Source organism: Arthrobacter sp. KUASC02 (assembly GCF_059739395.1).
Genome location: NZ_AP046053.1, coordinates 1,223,091 through 1,240,473, shown reverse-complemented (window position 1 = coordinate 1,240,473; position 17,383 = coordinate 1,223,091). Strand labels below are relative to the sequence as shown.

Genomic DNA, 17,383 nt, shown 5'->3' with positions numbered 1-17,383 from the left:
TTGGCTCCATCCAACGCGTGCCAAATTCTGCGCGGATCGCCGACCTCCAAGGAATCAGAATGCTTAAAACACGGCGTTTCAGAACCCCACTTAGCGACGTTTTTCACTGTGGTCCTGCAGTGCGGGAGACTGGCGGAATCTCCACCGTTATTGAAGAACTCACCTCCATTCACAGCGGATCATTGCGGCATGTTCCCGTGGCAACGTGGTCTAGTTCAGACCGGGATTACGGGCTTGCACGCACTCTGCGAGCGTTGATCTTGCTCGTCAAGATGCGATTAGCTATTGGACCTTTTTGGGTACACCTGCATGTCAGCGAGCGTGGCTCGTTCGTTAGAGAAGGCCTCGTCGGGCATTTCATGTCCCTTCTCGGATGCAGGCTGGCCGTAACCATCCATGGAGCAGACTTTGTCGACGGTTCTGGCGACTGGAGTTCTGTGGCTGCGAAGCGACTATTGAATCGCGCAGATGTAGTTTTTTGCCTCGGCCCCGTTTCAGCCGCGATCGTGAAGAGACTCGCCCCGGAAACAGGGTCCGTGATGTTGGCCAATCCGCTCAATCCACCTGCCGAATCGGAAGTTTCAGCCATGGACTTGAGGCCGACAACAGTTGTCTTCGGAGGAGAACTGAGCCAAAGAAAGGGTTTTGACTTGTTGAAAGCTGCTTGGCCACTTGTGATCAACGAGATTCCTGATGCTACCTGCAAGGTTTTCGGCCCCCTGGCCGATGTCGAAGTGCAGAACCTTCCTACTGGTATGACCTATCTTGGTAACACTTCACGGAATGAACTGCTGTCTGCTGTGTCGTTGGCAAAGATTGCCTGCTTGCCGTCACGCCGCGAAGTACTTCCTATGTTTATCCTCGAATCAATGGCCCGTGGCCTTGCTATTGTCACCACGTCCGTAGGCGAACTATCGCAGTTAGGCCTGGACCAGGGCGTTACGAGAGTCGAACATGCCGCGGGTGACATTGCGGAAGCCATTTGTGAGCTGGCCGCAAATCCTCATCAGACCGCCACCCTTGGTCAGCGATCCAGAGAATGGGTGCTACAAAATGCAACCACTCTTCGGGTCCTGGGGACAATGGAATCCGCCTACAAGACAGCAGAGGGGGCGCGCCGGTGATGCAGAGCAGCCGAAAGCAGTGTCATATATTATGCGACTGGGCGGTCAATAGGGGGCGACCTGAGATTCAGCTGCTATTGGCCCTCTTTAGAATCGCTCAGCTTGGTAAGCGTCTACCTCTCGCGGGCCGCATGGGACGTCTGGCGTCAGCACCGTTTGTGTTGCCGTACCTGATCTACTCCAGATTTGGCCTATCGTTCGACGTTCCTCCCAGCACGCAACTGGGTCCGCGATGCCGCGTCTACCACGCGCATGGAATAGTCATTAATGCTTCAACAATTATTGGGGCCGACGCAGTCTTGAGGCACGGAACCACTCTAGGTTCACGGATTTCAGGCTCAGACGCCCCAAAACTTGGAAATAATGTCGAGTTAGGGACGAACGTAATGGTCCTTGGCGACATTACTATCGGAGATGGATCATTGGTCGGGGCGGGCAGCTTAGTTCTTAATGACCTCCCCTCCTATTCTGTAACGGTAGCTGGCTCGAAAGCTCGTACTCTTGACAAGCGCCGGCCTATGCCAACTAACGGTGCGATCCCTCAGGGAGATTCAAATGATTGATCGTCCCGGCGCCGACCAAGTCCTTGCCACCTGGGAGGACTTTTCGGTTGGTGGCAACGTCCTTACGTCCACGGAGAGTCTTCTCCAATACCTCAGGAAAACGCAAAAGGGACGAATACAGACCGTTAACTTGCAGCACATCTACGTAGCGGCTCAATCCGAGGAGAGCCTTGACGACCTCCGTGCGGCATCAAAGGTAACAGCTGACGGATGGCCTCTCAGATGGTACACAGGCATTTGCTCAGGAACCGCCATCACGAGGGTCACAGGGCGAGAGGCGTTGGACCTGATCCTTGACGGTGCGACGCCTCACTTCCGAATCGCTACGATCGGAGGCTCCACAGAAGCTGCAGACAGCCTTCAAAGCGTACTTGAGGCGCAGGGTAAGTCGATTGTTTATCGAAACGAACGTCGGATTGATGTTACAGACTTCGGCTCGATCGTCAACGAAATATCCCGTGCTAAGCCAGACTTAGTGCTAACTGCTCTAGGATCGCCCAAGGGCGAGACCTTGGGCCGGCAGCTCAACGACTGTCAAGAACTACCGGCGATGATCATTGGCGTCGGAGGTGCAATAGAGATGTGGCACGGAAGCACGCCGGGGGCGCCACGGTGGGCCCAACGTCTCGGATGTGAATGGCTCTACAGACTTGCTAGGGAACCCCGCCGCCTATTCCGTCGGTACGTCTTCGAGTGTGCCCCACTGATGCTTGCGATGCTGAAACGAGTGGGACTTGGCCGCCGACAAGGTAAGTAGAGCCGTAGCCTTTACGATTGCCGGTTTTGTTACGATTGCCGCTGTAGTTCTGGTCGTGCAGTCTGATTTCATGGTTGCTATCGGCGCATTAGCATTATTGTTGATCGCGCCAATCATTATCAGATGGCCGCTACCCTCAGGTGCCACATTCGTCCTTTCCGGGCCACTGTTGTTTTCGACATTTTCAATTGGCGGTATGACCGTTGACAACGCGATCTCGGCATGCGGTACTGCGATTCTGGGTGCGGCGCTGGTGACAAGAATTTCAGCGGTTCGGCTTTCGGGACCTCTGTTACTACCACTCGGAATCGTTGCACTATTAACACTATCGATTGCAGCTCACGGCACTAGCGTCCTATTCAACATAGCCCGATTCATTGGCGTGGCCCTCCTATGCGTGGCCATCTACCTGGGCACCACGAAGGATCGAAGGACCATCAAGATCATTCTTAATGCCCTAATTCTGATCTCTTCAATAATTATTATTGCTCAGCCACTAACCTCATGGCCTGCCCCTTGGGGGAATGTCGAGGGTGAAGGACTACGCTACGGTGGTCTCTTCGGTCACCCTAATTTTGCCGCATACACCTTCGGTCTGTTCGGGCTATATCAGGTGATACGACTTGGACCACTTGCAAAGCGCCTACTGCTACTAGCACCAACCATTGCTGCGCTCATGCTAAGCGGCAGTCGGACCGCTATTATTGTCTTTGGTGTAGTAATGTTGCTGGCCTTACTTGCAAGGCCCAAAACTGTGTGGCCATTCGTAGCAGGCTCTACTTTGGTGGCTCTGGTTGTAGGTGCGACTTTCCTCTCTCGCTTCGAAGACTTCCTGCATACCGGCGGCTTTGCTGGAACTACAAATGCTGGCGGCTGGCGATTCATCCAATGGCAGTACGCTCTAGATCTAGCACCTAAACCAAATACTTGGGGTATCGGCTGGGGAATGTCGGAAAAGTTTCTTCCCTTGGGGCTTGGGGTTCACAATGGATTTCTTCAATTCTATGTAGAAACTGGGTTGGTCGGATCTTTTATATTCGCAGCTTCACTAATCTCAGCAGTGGTATACACGATAAAATCTCTTACTGCCACGCTTCTTTGGATCTTTGCCATAATTACAACGTTCTTTGACCCAGTTTTGATGTATCCATCGTCGATAGCGGTGCTAGTGACGCTAACGTCCGTCATTTATGCCCGCGACTTTGTTTCTAAACCACGACTTGGTCGCGATAGAACTATGTTCGCCAGAATTGAAGGACCAATAAATGAAGCTTAATTGGGATGTTCTAATCCCCGCATTCAACGCCGCCGAGCACATCCTGGCCTCCATCCGTTCAGTGACGGAACAGAAACCCAGCCCTTCCCAAGTGATCGTATGTGACGACGCCAGCCAAGATGCGACTGCCGCAATCGCAGCATCACAACTGGCCGTAAATTTGGTTCAGAACGATGCCAACTACGGGGTCGGGGCGACAAGACAAGTTCTCCTCTCACAGTCGAACGCAGAATGGATTCTGTATCTGGATGCCGACGATCAACTGCTACCGGATGCAGCCCGCATCTTCGAGGCTGCAGTTGCAAATCGGCCAGAAGCGGTTGTTCATGCCTTCACTGAAGTCACACGGTACCCCGGTAAAGGACCAATCCACCGAACTTCGGATGCGTCCGAGCCAGTCACCGTGTCCCACCGTGATTTACTGAGGCGAAATCCAATCTGCAGTTCGGCGACTCTTATACGAAGGGATGTCGCACTTAGGGTGGGCGGTTTTACAGACGCCCGACGATTGATCGACTACTGCATTTGGTTCAGAATTGCCAGGATGTTTCCCACTGGCGTCCTCCTTCATGAGGAACCAGTCGTGCGGAGATTGATTTCTTCCTCAACCATTACTGGAAATGTTAATGCGGCAGTTATTGAAGAGTCGAAAATACTCAATCGCGAATGGAATTATACGTTCGACCGCAGAAATCTGTTATCTGAACTGAAGAAGCAGCTAAGACTGACAGCATTGTGGCTGAGAGGTTTGTCCAGACACATCGACTACGGCAAGCCTGCATCAGAGTATGTCTCCCCCGAGCTCCTCAGTGGCTACTGGCACGTCTTCGTAATTCTTAATTGTTTGAGGGGCACCTTTGGCCTTCGCCTCTACGTCGCTCTTCGCAAGGCTAACGCCCACCTAAAGGGCGGGCAGGGGTTACGGACCGCGCTCCGTGGCAGCGAGAAGTCGAGTTGAGCCGCCTGGGCCGATTTGCTGTCATCAACACAGCCGGCAATGCATTCGTACCGCTAAGTGGTGCCATCACGGCCCCCTTATTGGCCAGCTCTCTAGGACCTATCGGTCGCGGAGAGGTAGCGGCCGCTACAACTCCCGTTCTCCTTGCCCTTACTGTTGCTGGGCTGGGTTTGCCCGAAGCGGCGACGTACTTCGTTTCCAAGAATCAACACACTCGGAAGAGCTTGCTGTCCCTTTGGATGGGTTTGGCTGGCGGCTCAATAGTCGGCGTCGTGGGTATATGGCTTACTCGCGACTTCCTGGCGGGCGGAGACCCTTCCCTGTCAGCAACTATCCTCTACTGCTCAATCATCCTTCCAGTGTGCCTAGCAGGCGGGCTCCTTCGGGGACTAGCCGCCGGACGCGAACTTTGGATGTTGGTCAATCTCGAACGATTCATCACAGCGCTTTTGCGCCTGTTTGCAATCTTGTACTTGATTTCTACAAATCAATTAAATGTACTCTCAGCGTCCTTGGCTATTGTCTCTACTCAAGCAGTCGGCGGAATAGTTTATGTCTACTTATGGACAGCGAGGCGACGGCAGTCCGTCAGCCCCACCACGAGCCCACGTACCGATGAGATAGTCCGATTTGCAGCTGGCGCCTGGTTCGGTTCTCTGGCAGGAGTGCTGCTCCTGAGGTTTGATCAACTTCTAATGCTCCCTTTGTCAAACAGCTATGAACTGGGAATTTATGCCGTAGCAGTCAACATCGCTGAACTCATGCTGATCGGATCGAATGCAATTCGTGACGTAATGTTCTCGGCTGAAAGTGCAAGTCCAAATCCTCACCGGATAGTCATAGCAAGCCGGGTCGCGTTCTTTGGCACCCTTATCATAAGCTTGGGGTCTCTTGGTTTGTGCTTCTTGTTCCTGCCGGCAATATTCGGCGTCGAGTTTGCATCTTCAACGATTCTTTTCGGCATAATGGCCATTGGTTTTACTATTGGAGCCCCAGGTTCTATCGCTGGCGCCGGGCTTGCGTCTCGCGGTGACCCGCACCTAAGAAGCGTTGCTCTTACAATAGCGGCGATGGTAAATGTTTTACTGATCTTGGCGCTTGTTCCCCAATTCGGTGCGGTCGGCGCCGCCGGTGCAACGGCCGTCTGCGCAGGACTCGGCGGAATGCTCAACCAAGTTTTCTATTCGAGAAGATACGGCATTTCTGGGCTGTCAGCTTTTCAATTAAGAAAAAGTGATTTCGGTTTGGTATGGAGAATGCTTAGGCGACGTGAAGGAATCCATGAACTCCAAGATTGAAGTGACAAATCCAAGAAATAAATTGAAAGTCCTAATTTGGCGAACTGAATGGCTGTCATATTCTGAGACTTTTATTGAGCTTCAAGCGCGTAATCTGAAGAATTCCCTACCGATTTTTGCGGGTATTTCGACTGATGAAATGGGACAAAGCTTTGGCGCACAGGCCGTCGCATCGCCCACTTTCGGACTGAGACGGATGCAACGTTTTGCACTTTCGCGGCTTGGCTTATCCTCCAAGTTAAGGAGACTGATAAGACAAGAAGAAATCGCAGTTATTCATGCGCACTTTGGACCGGATGCGATTGCGATACACAAGTTTTGTCGGCGAAATTCGATTCCTCTTGTAATGACATTACACGGCTATGATGTCTCGTCCATGGCTTCTGGGACTAGTTCTCAATCGCGGAGATATCGAAAGAAATTAGCCTCCGTAATGCGCTATGCAAGTCGCATTGTCTGTGTTTCTGAATATATTCGAACGTTGGCCATCTCCCTTGGGGCCCCACCGAAAACTGCCGTGGTCCACTATATTGGCGTCGAGATACCGGTTTCGGTCGTGCAGGACTCTCGGGGAAATGAACTCCTATTTGTCGGACGTTTGGTGGAAAAGAAGGGTTTAGATGATTTGTTAACGGCTCTCTCTTTGTTGCCGGCGCGGCTGCGGCAGACCGCCCTTACGGTAATCGGCCGTGGTCCTCTAGCCGACGAGTTGCAGAGCCGCGCCAAGAAGCTAGGATTAAACGTTGAATTTTGCGGCGCCCTCAGCCATTCAGATGTCTTGAGCCACATCTCGTCGGCCGCGGCTGTCGTGGTCCCTTCCAAGGCAGCGTCTGGCGGGGATGTTGAGGGTCTGCCAACCGTGGTCATGGAAGCGATGGCTAGGGGCATCCCAATTGTCGGCACTCATCACTCCGGCATTCCTGAGGCCGTCCGAGATGGCAAAGATGGCCTGCTGTCTCCGGAGCGAGATCCTCACGCTTTGGCTGCTAATCTCGAACAGCTCTTACGTCACCCCGAGAAACTCCAAGACATGGGCGCGTCCGCGAGGAAGCGAGCACAGGATCTTTTTGACGTTGCAGACCAGAGCCAGAGCCTGGACGGCATTTATTCTGCGGTGTGCCATGAGGAAGAGATTCGCGGCAGCCAAGCGGCGACTCTTTCGCCAAGCGGAAGTTAGGAACAGCGCATACGATGCGCAACATTGTGCGGGCCATATCGGTCGGCTGTATCCTGTCCACGGGCAGGGAACCTGCTCATAATAGAACGACATTGGGGAATGATGGCCGGGACGGTGCCGGAATGGCGTGTGCGGACATCCCGCAGGCTACGTGTTGTGGACGCATTTGTAATTGTTTGGGCTGTGGCCGGTGCCTATATCGTCCGTTTTGGGCTGGAGCCCAGTTTCGTAGTCGACGGCCAGGAGGTCACCTACGTTTGGCTTTCAGCAGGTTTGGTTGTTGCTTGGTGGTTCATGCTGGGGGCGTGGAATACTAGGCAAAGCCGGATTCTTGGAGCGGGGGCTGACGAATACAAGAGAGTGGCGGCGGCATCGCTTTGGCTTTTTGGGCTTGTGGCCATCTTCTCGTATGTATTACGTATTGACACGGCCCGAGGCTACGTAGGCATCGCTCTCCCCGCAGGACTGTTTGGGCTGATTCTTGCTCGTTGGCTGCTGCGACAGCACTTGAACGTGGATCGTCAGGGTGGCGACAGTATGTCGCGGCTCATCTTACTTGGAGGTCCCAGCGCGGTCGCGCATCTGGCCCGAACCCTTACCCAGTCAATGCATTCGGGCTATTTGCCGATCGCTGCTTACACGCCTGGAGGGTCCGAGGCCTCTGCGTCGGAGAAAATCTCTGGTCTCCCGGTTCTCGGTACCGATCCAGGGGTACACGCCATTCTCGAGGCAATCGATCGGTGCAAGGCTGATGCGGTCGCGGTCTCGGCCGGCGTGCAGTTGCACCCACAAACGTTGCGACACTTGGGCTGGGAACTTGCCGCCCGCAATGTCGGCCTCATTATGGCTCCGGCCCTCACCGATATTGCAGGGCCTAGAATACATACGCAGCAAGTGGCCGGTCTTCCCCTGATTCACGTTACGACACCCACATTGGAGGGTGGTCAGCGGGTAGCGAAGCGACTCTTTGATGTCGTCGTATCCGGTGTCCTGATTGTCTCGACTGCACCACTAATGGCGATTCTTGCGATCATGGTCAAGGTCGACAGTCGTGGCCCCGTCCTCTTCAGGCAGGAGAGGGTCGGCATCGAGGGCGCGCATTTTGGCATGCTGAAGTTCCGGTCCATGGTTGTAGACGCCGAGCAGCGACTCGCCGAACTCGCACACCGCAACGAAGGAAACGGCGTTCTTTTCAAGATTAAGAATGACCCCCGAGTCACTCGGGTCGGCGGCTTCCTGCGCAAGTATAGCCTTGACGAACTCCCGCAGCTTTTCAACATCTTCGCCGGATCCATGAGCCTCGTTGGCCCTCGACCGCCACTGCCACGCGAAGTCGAAGCTTATGAGCACGATGTCCGACGGCGACTGCTCGTCAAGCCAGGGCTGACTGGCCTATGGCAAGTTAGTGGGCGCTCGAATTTGTCGTGGCAGGACTCAGTCCGGCTCGACCTGTATTACGTAGAAAACTGGTCGCTGGCCGGAGACCTCGTGATTATTCTTCGGACAGTCCGTGCAGTTTTTCACAGCACTGGCGCCTACTAAAAACTTCTAGAGTCGAACAACTGCCCTCTTGGGGAAGGACCTAACAAAATGCGCATTTCAGTTATCGGCTGTGGCTATCTTGGTGCCGTACATGCTGCATGCATGGCGAAACTTGGACATGACGTGGTTGGCATCGACGTTGACGAGCATAAAATTAACTCGCTATCGGCTGCCAAGGCGCCTTTTTACGAGCCCGGACTTGAAGAGCTGCTCGAAGAGGTCCAAGCCACGGGACGCCTGACGTTCACTACTGATATGGCAGCTGCTGCTGGCAGTAGCGTGCACTTCATCTGCGTGGGAACTCCGCAGAAGAAGGGCGAAAACGGTGCCGATATGACGTATGTGGATGCGGCAGCAACTGCATTACTAGACCATTTGGCTCCAGGCGATCTGGTCGTCGGCAAGTCCACGGTACCGGTTGGTACCGCATCCCGGTTGTCAGCCCTTGTGCAGGGACGTGAATCGGAAGCTCACCTGGTTTGGAACCCCGAGTTCCTCCGCGAGGGACACGCAGTATCCGACACCCTTAGCCCGGACCGGTTCGTGTACGGTGTGGCGGATGGCTCTGAGGACCATCCAGCTGTCGCGGTCCTGGACGAGGTCTACGCTGTTCCGCTCTCTGCCGGTATGCCCCGCTTGGTGGCCGACCATCCCACTGCAGAACTGGTCAAGACTGCAGCTAACTCTTTCTTGGCCACAAAGATCTCATTTATCAACGCAATGGCAGAGCTCTGCGAAGCTGCCGGAGCGGATGTCACACGTCTGGCCGACGCCATCGGAATGGACGACCGCATCGGACGTAAGTTCCTTAATGCAGGTATCGGATTTGGTGGCGGGTGTTTGCCAAAGGATATTCGTGCGTTCATGGCCAGAGCCGGTGAGCTCGGAGCCGATCAAGCCCTGACGTTCTTGAGGGAAGTGGATGCGATCAATATGCGTCGCCGCTCCCGCGTAGTCGAGTTGACCCGGGAGCTCTGCGGCGGCACGCTAATGGGCAAGCGCGTCACTGTCCTTGGAGCGGCATTCAAGCCGGAAAGCGATGATGTCCGCGACTCGCCTGCTCTAAGCATCGCTGCCCAGCTTCAGCTTCAAGGTGCAGTAGTTACTGTCACTGACCCCAAGGCCCTGGCCAACGCTGCCAAACGGTTCCCTGAACTTCATTATGAGTCGAATCTCGAAGATGCAATAGCTTCAGCGGATGCCTTGCTACTCCTGACAGAGTGGCGGCAGTACCGAGAACTTGACCCTTACGAGTTGCTCGGGCGGGTCGCCTCACCTCGGGTGCTTGACGGGCGCAATGTGTTGGACTCCGGAAAGTGGCGTGCTGCGGGCTGGCAGTACCGTGGGCTGGGAAGACCGTAACGGTGACAAACGCAGAAAACGAATCACGCCTGCCCTCAAGCGATCGAAGCGGGTCGGCCGAACACAAATCCGTGCGACGACGTCGCTTAGTTGGTGCCGTGGCCACTTCGGCCTGTGCCATATTGCTAGTACTTGCTTCAGCCCTCTGGCTTGGCGCAAAAGCTAGCTCCGTACGGAACCATCTGGAATCCGCGGCTCAATTGGTTCCGCAGCTCAAAGACGAAGTCCTCAGGGACGACGTCGGGGCAGCTGACAAAACCGTCGTAGCCCTGAAGGAACATACGGGGATTGCTCGCAATGAGGCCAATGACCCGCTCTGGTCCATAGCTGGCACGCTTCCGTGGCTGGGAGGAAATTTTCGGGCGGTCTCAGAAGTGGCGACGTCTGCCGACGACGTGGCTCGGTTAGGGGCCGATCCCTTGGTTCAGGTCTTCAGTTCGCTGGATTGGAAGACACTTGTTCCCGGCAATAACGGCGTGGATCTGAAACCGTTAGCGGCAGCAGCGCCCAAGCTCAGTTCGGCAGCCCACGCAGTGAGGCAATCGTCCGACAGATTGAACAGCATCGACGAAACCTCATTGCTTCCCCAGGTAACTTCGCCCTTAGTGCAGGCAAGGGAGCAGCTTCAGTCGCTGCGGTCAGGTCTAGACACCGCCGCCAATGTTGCTGGCATCGCTCCGACCATGATGGGTGAAGATGGTCCCCGACGCTATTTGTTATTGATCCAAAACAACGCGGAAGCCCGCGCTACCGGCGGCATTCCAGGTGCTTTGGCGGTCCTTACCGTTGATTCTGGGAAACTTTCATTCGGTTCCCAGACAAGTGCGACCGCGATTGGCGCTGTGACGCCTCCCGTCCCGGTGGATCCGGAACAAGTCGGGATCTACTCCACGCGTCTCGGCAAGTTCATGCAGGACGCAAACCTCACGCCCGACTTTCCCACAGCAGCATCCACGGCCCACGCCATGTGGAAAGAAAAGACCGGCGAGAACGTTGACGGAGTACTCTCCATTGATCCCGTCTCGCTGGGATACATCTTGGATGCAATCGGTCCCGTAGAACTAACGGATCCACAGTTGCGTGCACTTGCTGGCTCGTCCCTTCCCACGAAATTGGATGGAACGAATGTCACGCGTACGCTCCTATCCGACGTGTATTCACAAATAGCGGATCCCGAACTCCAAGATGTGTACTTTGCCGGCGTGGCCCAGGAAATCTTCAGTACGTTATCCGCTGGTAAAGGCAATCCCAAAGAGCTGATCGAAGGCATCAACCGAGGGACTGCCGAAGGCCGCTTCTTGATTTGGTCCGCCAGAAAAACTGATCAAGACGTCCTCGCAAAGTACCCAGTCAGTGGCTCCATCGCAGGTCCGAGCGTTGCGCCGGCACAGTTCGGCGTGTACTTCAATGACGGCACGGGGGCAAAGATGGACTATTACGTTAAGCGAACCGTCCAATTGGTCCAAGAATGCACAGGCGATGAATATGGGCAGGTGAAGGTGCGCATCACCAGCACGAATACGGCGCCAGCGGATGCCGCCACATCTCTGCCGGAATACGTCACGGCTGGAGGTGCGTACGGCGTTCCCGCCGGCTCAGTACAGACGAATGTGATCGCCTACGGTCCCGTCCAGTCAAATGTGGATAGCGCAGTTGTGAACGGCAACAAGACCGATTTCGCTGCGCATATGCATAGCAACAGACCAGTGGGATCCGTGACGGTCACCCTGGCACCGGGCCAGAGCAGCACGGTCGAACTTACTTTCGGAAAGATTGTCCAGCACACGGAACCCAACTTGGTTGTCACGCCGACCGTCCAAGCTGTCAAGGACGTGATTCTGGGTAAGCAAACGGCGGAGTGCGTTCCGGGGAAGTAGACATCGCGTTAACAGTATGTAAAGCGACTTGATTCACTTTGGTAACACCCGCCACGGGATGCTAACTTGTATTTGGGCACAGCCAATGAGATTTCAACCTACGGTCACTCGGGGGATCGGAAATCTCCACCAATCACGTGACACATCGTATTTACGGTCTCAGGGGGACTCATGAAAAAATCACTTGCAGCAATCGCACTTGCAGGTTCCATCACACTTATCGGTGCCGTTCCGGCCGTCGCAGCCACTTACCCTGCACCGCCGGCCAACGCCGCTGTCTCTGACGGCACTGTCGGCCCGGGCGAGCAGTTCGTCTTCCGCGGTAATGGCTTCGCCGCTGGCGAAGGCCTGACCATCTCCGTTACTCCGGGCAACCCCCCGGCAGCCAACGGTTCCAGCGTCTCCAACGGTAGCCGCACGGTACCCACCAAGATCACGCTGCCGATGGCACCGCAGACCTTCTCGGCCTCGGCTGACGCCAACGGCGCTTTCGCTGTGCCGCTGTCGATCAACGAAGCTGGCACTTACACGATCACCGCTACCGGCCTGACCTCGGGCAAGACCGCTACGTCAGTTGTAACCGTTGCCGGTACCGGTCTCGCCAACACCGGCGGTGCCCCGCTGGCCAACACCGGTGGTGGCGCGGCCCTCGCCAACACGGGTGCAGACGCCAGCCTGATCCTCTGGTCGCTGGTGGGCGCAGGCGCACTGGCTGCCGGCGCAACGTCGGTAGTTGTAGTTCGTCGCCGTGCAAAGGCTGAGGCCGCAGCGTAAGGCTAAAACCAACAAGCACCAACGAGGGTGGGTGGTTCTCCGGGAAACCGGTGAACCACCCACCCTCTGTTTTAACGAAGATCCGCAGGCCAACTTTCGACCTTTGTGGTATTCATAAGAGTTATGGGGAGACATTGGCGCCGTCCACGCTGGCAGTTCGACTTTTCTGTACCCTTGCCTCCACTCCACGCACTCCCGTACATCCTCTTGGGGCTCCTAGCCGCCGCTTCTCTGGGAGTGGCAGCCCTGGCACTCCTCCGGACGTCCTGAGGCCTGTTTGAAGCGCCTCGAGCAGCCTCGGCTTTGGAGGGGGGTCCTCGTGGCCATGTTGGTGCCTCTCGCTCTAGTGGCCTTCTGGCCCAGCCCCGTAGACAAGCCCGTCCAGGGCGAGCTTGCGGGATTTCTCTTCCTCATCCATACCCTGGGAATTCCCCGCTGGGTGAATTACTCGTTCATCGAAGCCGCGGCCAACGTGGTGCTCTTCGTGCCGCTCGGCGCGGTGGCCTCACTGGCATTCCCGGTAAAGCGGCTTTGGCAGCTTGGCGCCTTCGGGCTGATGGTCTCCGGCTGCATGGAGCTGGGGCAGCAGCTCTTTCTTCACGATCGGTTCGCGAGCCCGCTGGATCTTGTCACAAATACGGCTGGCTGTGTCATAGGGGCGCTGGCCGCCCGGACCGGAGTCCTCGAGCTAAGCCGACAGGCCCAACGCCACATGACGTTGAGCCTGTCGAATGACAATTTATGAACCGACTTACTCGTTCACGAATTCCTTCATCCACGTCTTCAATTCTTCACCGAAATCCACGCGCTCCGAGGCAATGGAGATAACAGCCTTGATGTAGCTCAGCTTGTCTCCGGTGTCGTAGCGGCGTCCACGGAACACCACGCCATAAACACCGCCACCCTCACCCTCAGTGGTCGCAAGGGTCTGCAGGGCATCCGTCAGCTGGATCTCGCCGCCACGGCCGGGTTCCGTGTTCTCCAGCACGTCAAACACCGCCGGGTGCAGCACGTAGCGGCCAATGACGGCAAGGTTGGACGGAGCCTCATCAACCGACGGCTTCTCCACCAGCCGGTTCACCTGATAGTAGTCCTCGCCATCCACTGCGGTGATGTCCGCGCAGCCGTAGGCGCTAATCTGCGACGGGTCCACCTCGATCAGGGCGATTACAGAACCGCCGGTCTTCGCCTGGACGTCAATCATGACGCTCAGGAGGTCCTCCTGGGCATCTATGAGGTCATCACCCAGCAGGACCGCAAACGGCTCATCCCCGACGTGCTGGCGGGCGCATAGCACCGCGTGGCCCAAGCCCTTCGGATCGCCCTGCCGCAGGTAGTGCAGCGGCGCCAGGCTGGAAGCGTGCTGGACGGCCTCCAGGCGCTCCAGGTCGCCCTTCAGCTCCAGGGTGCGCTCTAGAGCCGGTGCGCGGTCAAAGTGGTCCTCCAGGGCGCGCTTCGAGCGTCCGGTGATCATCAGCAGATCATCCAAGCCTGCTTTGACGGCTTCTTCCACCACGTACTGGATTGCGGGCTGGTCAACAACCGGCAACATTTCCTTCGGCATCGCCTTGGTGGCGGGCAGGAAGCGAGTTCCCAATCCGGCAGCAGGAATGACGGCCTTTTTTACTGTTTTCCCCAAAGTCATAGCTGAACCATACAAATCGATTGAGGAAACTGGCAATTCATTGCTGAGATTACGACGATTTCGACGGGCTCAATCACCGGGACCGATGGGGAGGCCTGCCCATCGCAGGCCGAGGCATATTCGGACATACTTCGGGTGCAACTTTCACGAATATTGGGGGAAATCATGAATAACGACCAGCAGCCTGGCGTACCGCCGCAACCGGGGCACAACGGATGGCAGCACGGCCCGCCTCAGCCCAAGGGAGGGTTCCCCGTCTGGGGCTGGGTGGCAAGCGGCGTGGGTGTCGTGGCAGTCCTGGCGGTGGCCGGCGTGATCGTCCTCGGCGGCCTCGGTTCAGGCAAAGCACCTGAAGCCGCGCCGGCGCCCACAGAGACCGCCGGCAGTCCAGAATCGGCCGGGGCAACCGACGGCGCAACTGGCGAATCCTCGGCCGCAGCCACCGGTGACGAAGACCTGTACATCTTTCAGGACGCCGACTTCACTTCGGCACCTGTCTGGTCCACCAAAATGCCCGCAGGCTGGACGACGTCAGATATCAAAGAAGGCACCATCCAGTACCGCAGCAAAGAGAGCCCCTGCAACTTCACCACGCACCAGGCCATCCTGCCGCCCCGCGCTGAAACCACCGACGAAGAGGCCACCAAAACCTCGATGCAACTCGAAATAGACGGGATCAAATCAACGGTGGGCAAGCCGGTCACGGTTGTGACCGATGCTGACTCGCTTTACACCAAGCTGCGGAATGCCGATGGCCGCGTCATCGAAATGCAGGAAGCGGAGCTTCGATTCAAGAACAAGAGTGACGTGGACGTGGTGTACCGCATCGCCGTACGGTCCATGCCGGCCGGCGACGGACTGATGGAACTCATTCTTGCCTGCCCGGCAAACCTGCCCACAGAGCCTGACCTCTGGATGGAGCTGACGGATAGCGTCACCATGGTGGACGATCCGGCAGCTTAGTTTTACCGGTTCTTGAACTCCGGCGTCCGCTTCTCCTGGAACGCCTTGAAGCCCTCCGAGTAGTCCTCGGACTTGCACAACCGGGCCTGCTCCGCGTTTTCCTCTTCCATGGCTTCCCAGAGGCCAAGGCGCTGGTCGCGGATGTGCGCCACCAGGTCCTTGCTGGCGTTGAACGCACCCGTGGCTCCCGTGGCAACCTTCGCCACGATGCCGCGGGTGTTTGCCAGGAGCTCGTCCTTTGGCATGGCACGGCTGAACATGCCCTGCGCCACTGCCTCGGCGCCGCTCATCAGCTCGGCCGTGTAGACCAGGTCCAGCGTCCGGTGCATGCCCAGCCGCTCGGTGAAGTACCAGTGCCCGCCGGAATCCAGCGTGGCCCCCAGCTTGGCGAAGGGCGAGCCGAACTTGGCGTCCTCCGCCACGTACACCACGTCCGTGGCCAGCAGCAGGCCCAGCCCCACGCCCAGGCAGGCACCCTGCGCCGCCGCGAACGTCGGGGCCGGGAACGCGGTCATCTTCTGCAGCAGGGGCTGCAGCAGCCCGCCCAGGTACGCCTGGACGTCGTCCGTCTCCGGCGTCACGCCGGCAATGTCCCGGCCCGCACAGAAGGCGCGGCCCTCTCCCCTGAGCAGCAGAGCCCGTACCTCACCGCGCGAGGCGGCGGCAGCGGCGTCGTCGTACGCCTGGGTTAAATCCTTCAGCGCCTGCTCATCCAGTGAATTCAGCTTGTGCGGGGCGTTGAGGACTACCTCGGCGATGCCGTCGGCGATGGAGAGGGAGATCATGGGGCTCCTGTTCGTGGCCGTGACAGCCGGGTTGGGAAAGGCTTAGACGTCGAAGTCGACCGTGACGTCCGGGGTGGTGGGGTGAGACTGGCAGGTGAGCACGTAGCCCTTGTCCAGTTCATCCTGCTCCAGGGCGTAGTTCTCATCCATCGTGACGGAACCCGTGACCACCTTCGCGCGGCAGGTGCCGCACACTCCCCCCGCGCACGCGAACGGCACATCCGGGCGCACGCGCAGGGCGGCGTTGAGGATGGATTCGCGCGCATGGGTGGGGCTCTCCACCTTGCCCTCGAGGCCGTCCAGCTTGAACGTGATCTTGTACGTTTCCTTGGACTCGTCCGCGATCACCGGCCGGCCGATGTTGCCCTCGGGGCGGTCCGGCTTGCCGGAGGTGAACAGCTCGAAGCGCACGTGCTCGGGCTGCACGCCGCGGGCCGCCAGGGTGTCCCGGCACAGCTGCACCAGCTCGAACGGCCCGCACAGGAACCACTCGTCCACATCGTCCGCGTGGATGGCGGTGCCCAGCAGCGCTTGGAGCTTCTCGGCGTCGATCCTTCCGCTCAGCAGCGGTGCGATGCGCTGTTCGCGGGATAGCACGTGGTGCAGTGCCAGGCGGCTCGGGTACTTGTCCTTCAGGTCCGCCAGTTCCTCCAGGAACATCACGTCCATGGCGGCCTTGTTGGCGTAGATCAGGTCGAAGCGGGTCTCCGGGTTCGCCGCCAGCAGCGTGCGGGCAATGGCGATCACCGGGGTGATGCCGGAACCGGCAGCAATGGCCACGAAGCTGCCGGGCTCCCCCGCCAAATCCTCCGGGTGGTTCATGGAGTTCATGACGTTCTGCTCAACGGTTTTGCCGTCGCGGCCGTGCTTGGAGACGAACGCGCCCATGGGGCTCATCACGTCCAGCTGGTCGCCGGCCTTCAGCTCGGCGTTCGCCCACGTGGAGAACAGCCCGCCCAGGTCCTTCTTGATGGCCACCCGGATCTCGCTGGTGCCGTCCGCGAAGCTGCGCGGCTCGGCGCAGATGGAGTAGCTGCGGCGCACCTCGTGCGGCTGGCCGTTCTCATCCGGCATGGTGGTGCGCAGGGCCACGTACTGGCCCGGCAGGTAGTCGTACTGGCCGGCAAGCTCCGCCGGAACCCCGAACGTCACTTCGATGGCATCTTCCGTGAGCCGGCGGACTTCCGCCACCGTCAGCGTGTGGAACGACGCACGACGGCGGCCGGTGGCCGTGGCCTGTTCGGCGGCAGTCTGGCGGACAACAGTCATGGGAGCACCTGTT

General features: G+C 57.6%; 16 protein-coding genes. 13 read left to right on the top strand and 3 right to left on the bottom strand.

The features are described from left to right. The first annotated feature begins 59 nt into the window (after positions 1-59). The 12 genes from AC6JAC_RS05725 (at position 60) to AC6JAC_RS05670 (ending at position 13,453) form a co-directional block, all read left to right on the top strand. On the top strand, positions 60-1,124 hold the full coding sequence (locus AC6JAC_RS05725; RefSeq protein ID WP_497963823.1) for a glycosyltransferase family 4 protein: 1,065 nt from the start codon (positions 60-62) through the stop codon (positions 1,122-1,124). After that, on the top strand, positions 1,040-1,687 hold the full coding sequence (locus AC6JAC_RS05720) for a serine O-acetyltransferase (RefSeq protein ID WP_497963821.1): 648 nt from the start codon (positions 1,040-1,042) through the stop codon (positions 1,685-1,687). The genes AC6JAC_RS05725 and AC6JAC_RS05720 overlap by 85 nt, the downstream gene beginning before the upstream one ends. After that, a complete protein-coding gene (locus tag AC6JAC_RS05715; protein WP_497963819.1) occupies positions 1,680-2,444 on the top strand; it encodes a WecB/TagA/CpsF family glycosyltransferase in 765 nt (254 codons plus the stop codon). Before AC6JAC_RS05720 ends, AC6JAC_RS05715 begins: the two co-directional genes overlap by 8 nt. Continuing rightward, positions 2,422-3,720 carry an O-antigen ligase family protein gene (locus AC6JAC_RS05710; protein ID WP_497963817.1) on the top strand — a complete coding sequence of 433 codons (1,299 nt, stop codon included), beginning with the start codon at positions 2,422-2,424 and terminating at the stop codon, positions 3,718-3,720. The genes AC6JAC_RS05715 and AC6JAC_RS05710 overlap by 23 nt, the downstream gene beginning before the upstream one ends. Then, entirely contained in the window at positions 3,710-4,678 is a 969-nt protein-coding gene (locus AC6JAC_RS05705; protein WP_497963815.1) for a glycosyltransferase family 2 protein, read from the top strand. The genes AC6JAC_RS05710 and AC6JAC_RS05705 overlap by 11 nt, the downstream gene beginning before the upstream one ends. Beyond that, positions 4,675-5,976: an oligosaccharide flippase family protein gene (locus tag AC6JAC_RS05700; protein WP_497963813.1), complete on the top strand. Its 1,302-nt coding sequence runs from the start codon at positions 4,675-4,677 to the stop codon at positions 5,974-5,976. The genes AC6JAC_RS05705 and AC6JAC_RS05700 overlap by 4 nt, the downstream gene beginning before the upstream one ends. Further along, on the top strand, positions 5,960-7,153 hold the full coding sequence (locus AC6JAC_RS05695; protein ID WP_497963811.1) for a glycosyltransferase: 1,194 nt from the start codon (positions 5,960-5,962) through the stop codon (positions 7,151-7,153). Before AC6JAC_RS05700 ends, AC6JAC_RS05695 begins: the two co-directional genes overlap by 17 nt. 102 nt (positions 7,154-7,255) lie before the next feature. Continuing rightward, a complete protein-coding gene (locus AC6JAC_RS05690) occupies positions 7,256-8,695 on the top strand; it encodes a sugar transferase (protein WP_497966767.1) in 1,440 nt (479 codons plus the stop codon). 48 nt (positions 8,696-8,743) lie between these two features. Next, positions 8,744-10,057: a UDP-glucose dehydrogenase family protein gene (locus AC6JAC_RS05685; protein ID WP_497963809.1), complete on the top strand. Its 1,314-nt coding sequence runs from the start codon at positions 8,744-8,746 to the stop codon at positions 10,055-10,057. A 200-nt stretch (positions 10,058-10,257) separates the two neighbouring features. Next, positions 10,258-11,934, top strand: a complete 1,677-nt coding sequence (locus AC6JAC_RS05680; RefSeq protein ID WP_497963807.1) for a DUF4012 domain-containing protein — start codon at positions 10,258-10,260, stop codon at positions 11,932-11,934. Between the two features lie 171 nt (positions 11,935-12,105). After that, a complete protein-coding gene (locus AC6JAC_RS05675) occupies positions 12,106-12,708 on the top strand; it encodes an LPXTG cell wall anchor domain-containing protein (protein WP_497963805.1) in 603 nt (200 codons plus the stop codon). A gap of 325 nt (positions 12,709-13,033) precedes the next feature. After that, on the top strand, positions 13,034-13,453 hold the full coding sequence (locus AC6JAC_RS05670; RefSeq protein ID WP_497966765.1) for a VanZ family protein: 420 nt from the start codon (positions 13,034-13,036) through the stop codon (positions 13,451-13,453). A gap of 6 nt (positions 13,454-13,459) precedes the next feature. Here the strand turns inward: AC6JAC_RS05670 and galU are convergent, their stop codons facing one another. Next, a complete protein-coding gene (gene galU / locus AC6JAC_RS05665) occupies positions 13,460-14,353 on the bottom strand; it encodes a UTP--glucose-1-phosphate uridylyltransferase GalU (protein WP_497963803.1) in 894 nt (297 codons plus the stop codon). A 165-nt stretch (positions 14,354-14,518) separates the two neighbouring features. Here galU and AC6JAC_RS05660 point away from each other — a divergent pair, with 165 nt between their 5' ends. Then, positions 14,519-15,316 carry a hypothetical protein gene (locus AC6JAC_RS05660; protein ID WP_497963801.1) on the top strand — a complete coding sequence of 266 codons (798 nt, stop codon included), beginning with the start codon at positions 14,519-14,521 and terminating at the stop codon, positions 15,314-15,316. A gap of 2 nt (positions 15,317-15,318) precedes the next feature. Here the strand turns inward: AC6JAC_RS05660 and AC6JAC_RS05655 are convergent, their stop codons facing one another. Both AC6JAC_RS05655 and paaE read right to left on the bottom strand, forming a co-directional pair. Then, positions 15,319-16,101 carry an enoyl-CoA hydratase/isomerase family protein gene (locus AC6JAC_RS05655; RefSeq protein ID WP_497963799.1) on the bottom strand — a complete coding sequence of 261 codons (783 nt, stop codon included), beginning with the start codon at positions 16,099-16,101 and terminating at the stop codon, positions 15,319-15,321. A gap of 42 nt (positions 16,102-16,143) precedes the next feature. Beyond that, entirely contained in the window at positions 16,144-17,370 is a 1,227-nt protein-coding gene (paaE, locus tag AC6JAC_RS05650) for a 1,2-phenylacetyl-CoA epoxidase subunit PaaE (protein WP_347898770.1), read from the bottom strand. Positions 17,371-17,383 lie beyond the last annotated feature (13 nt).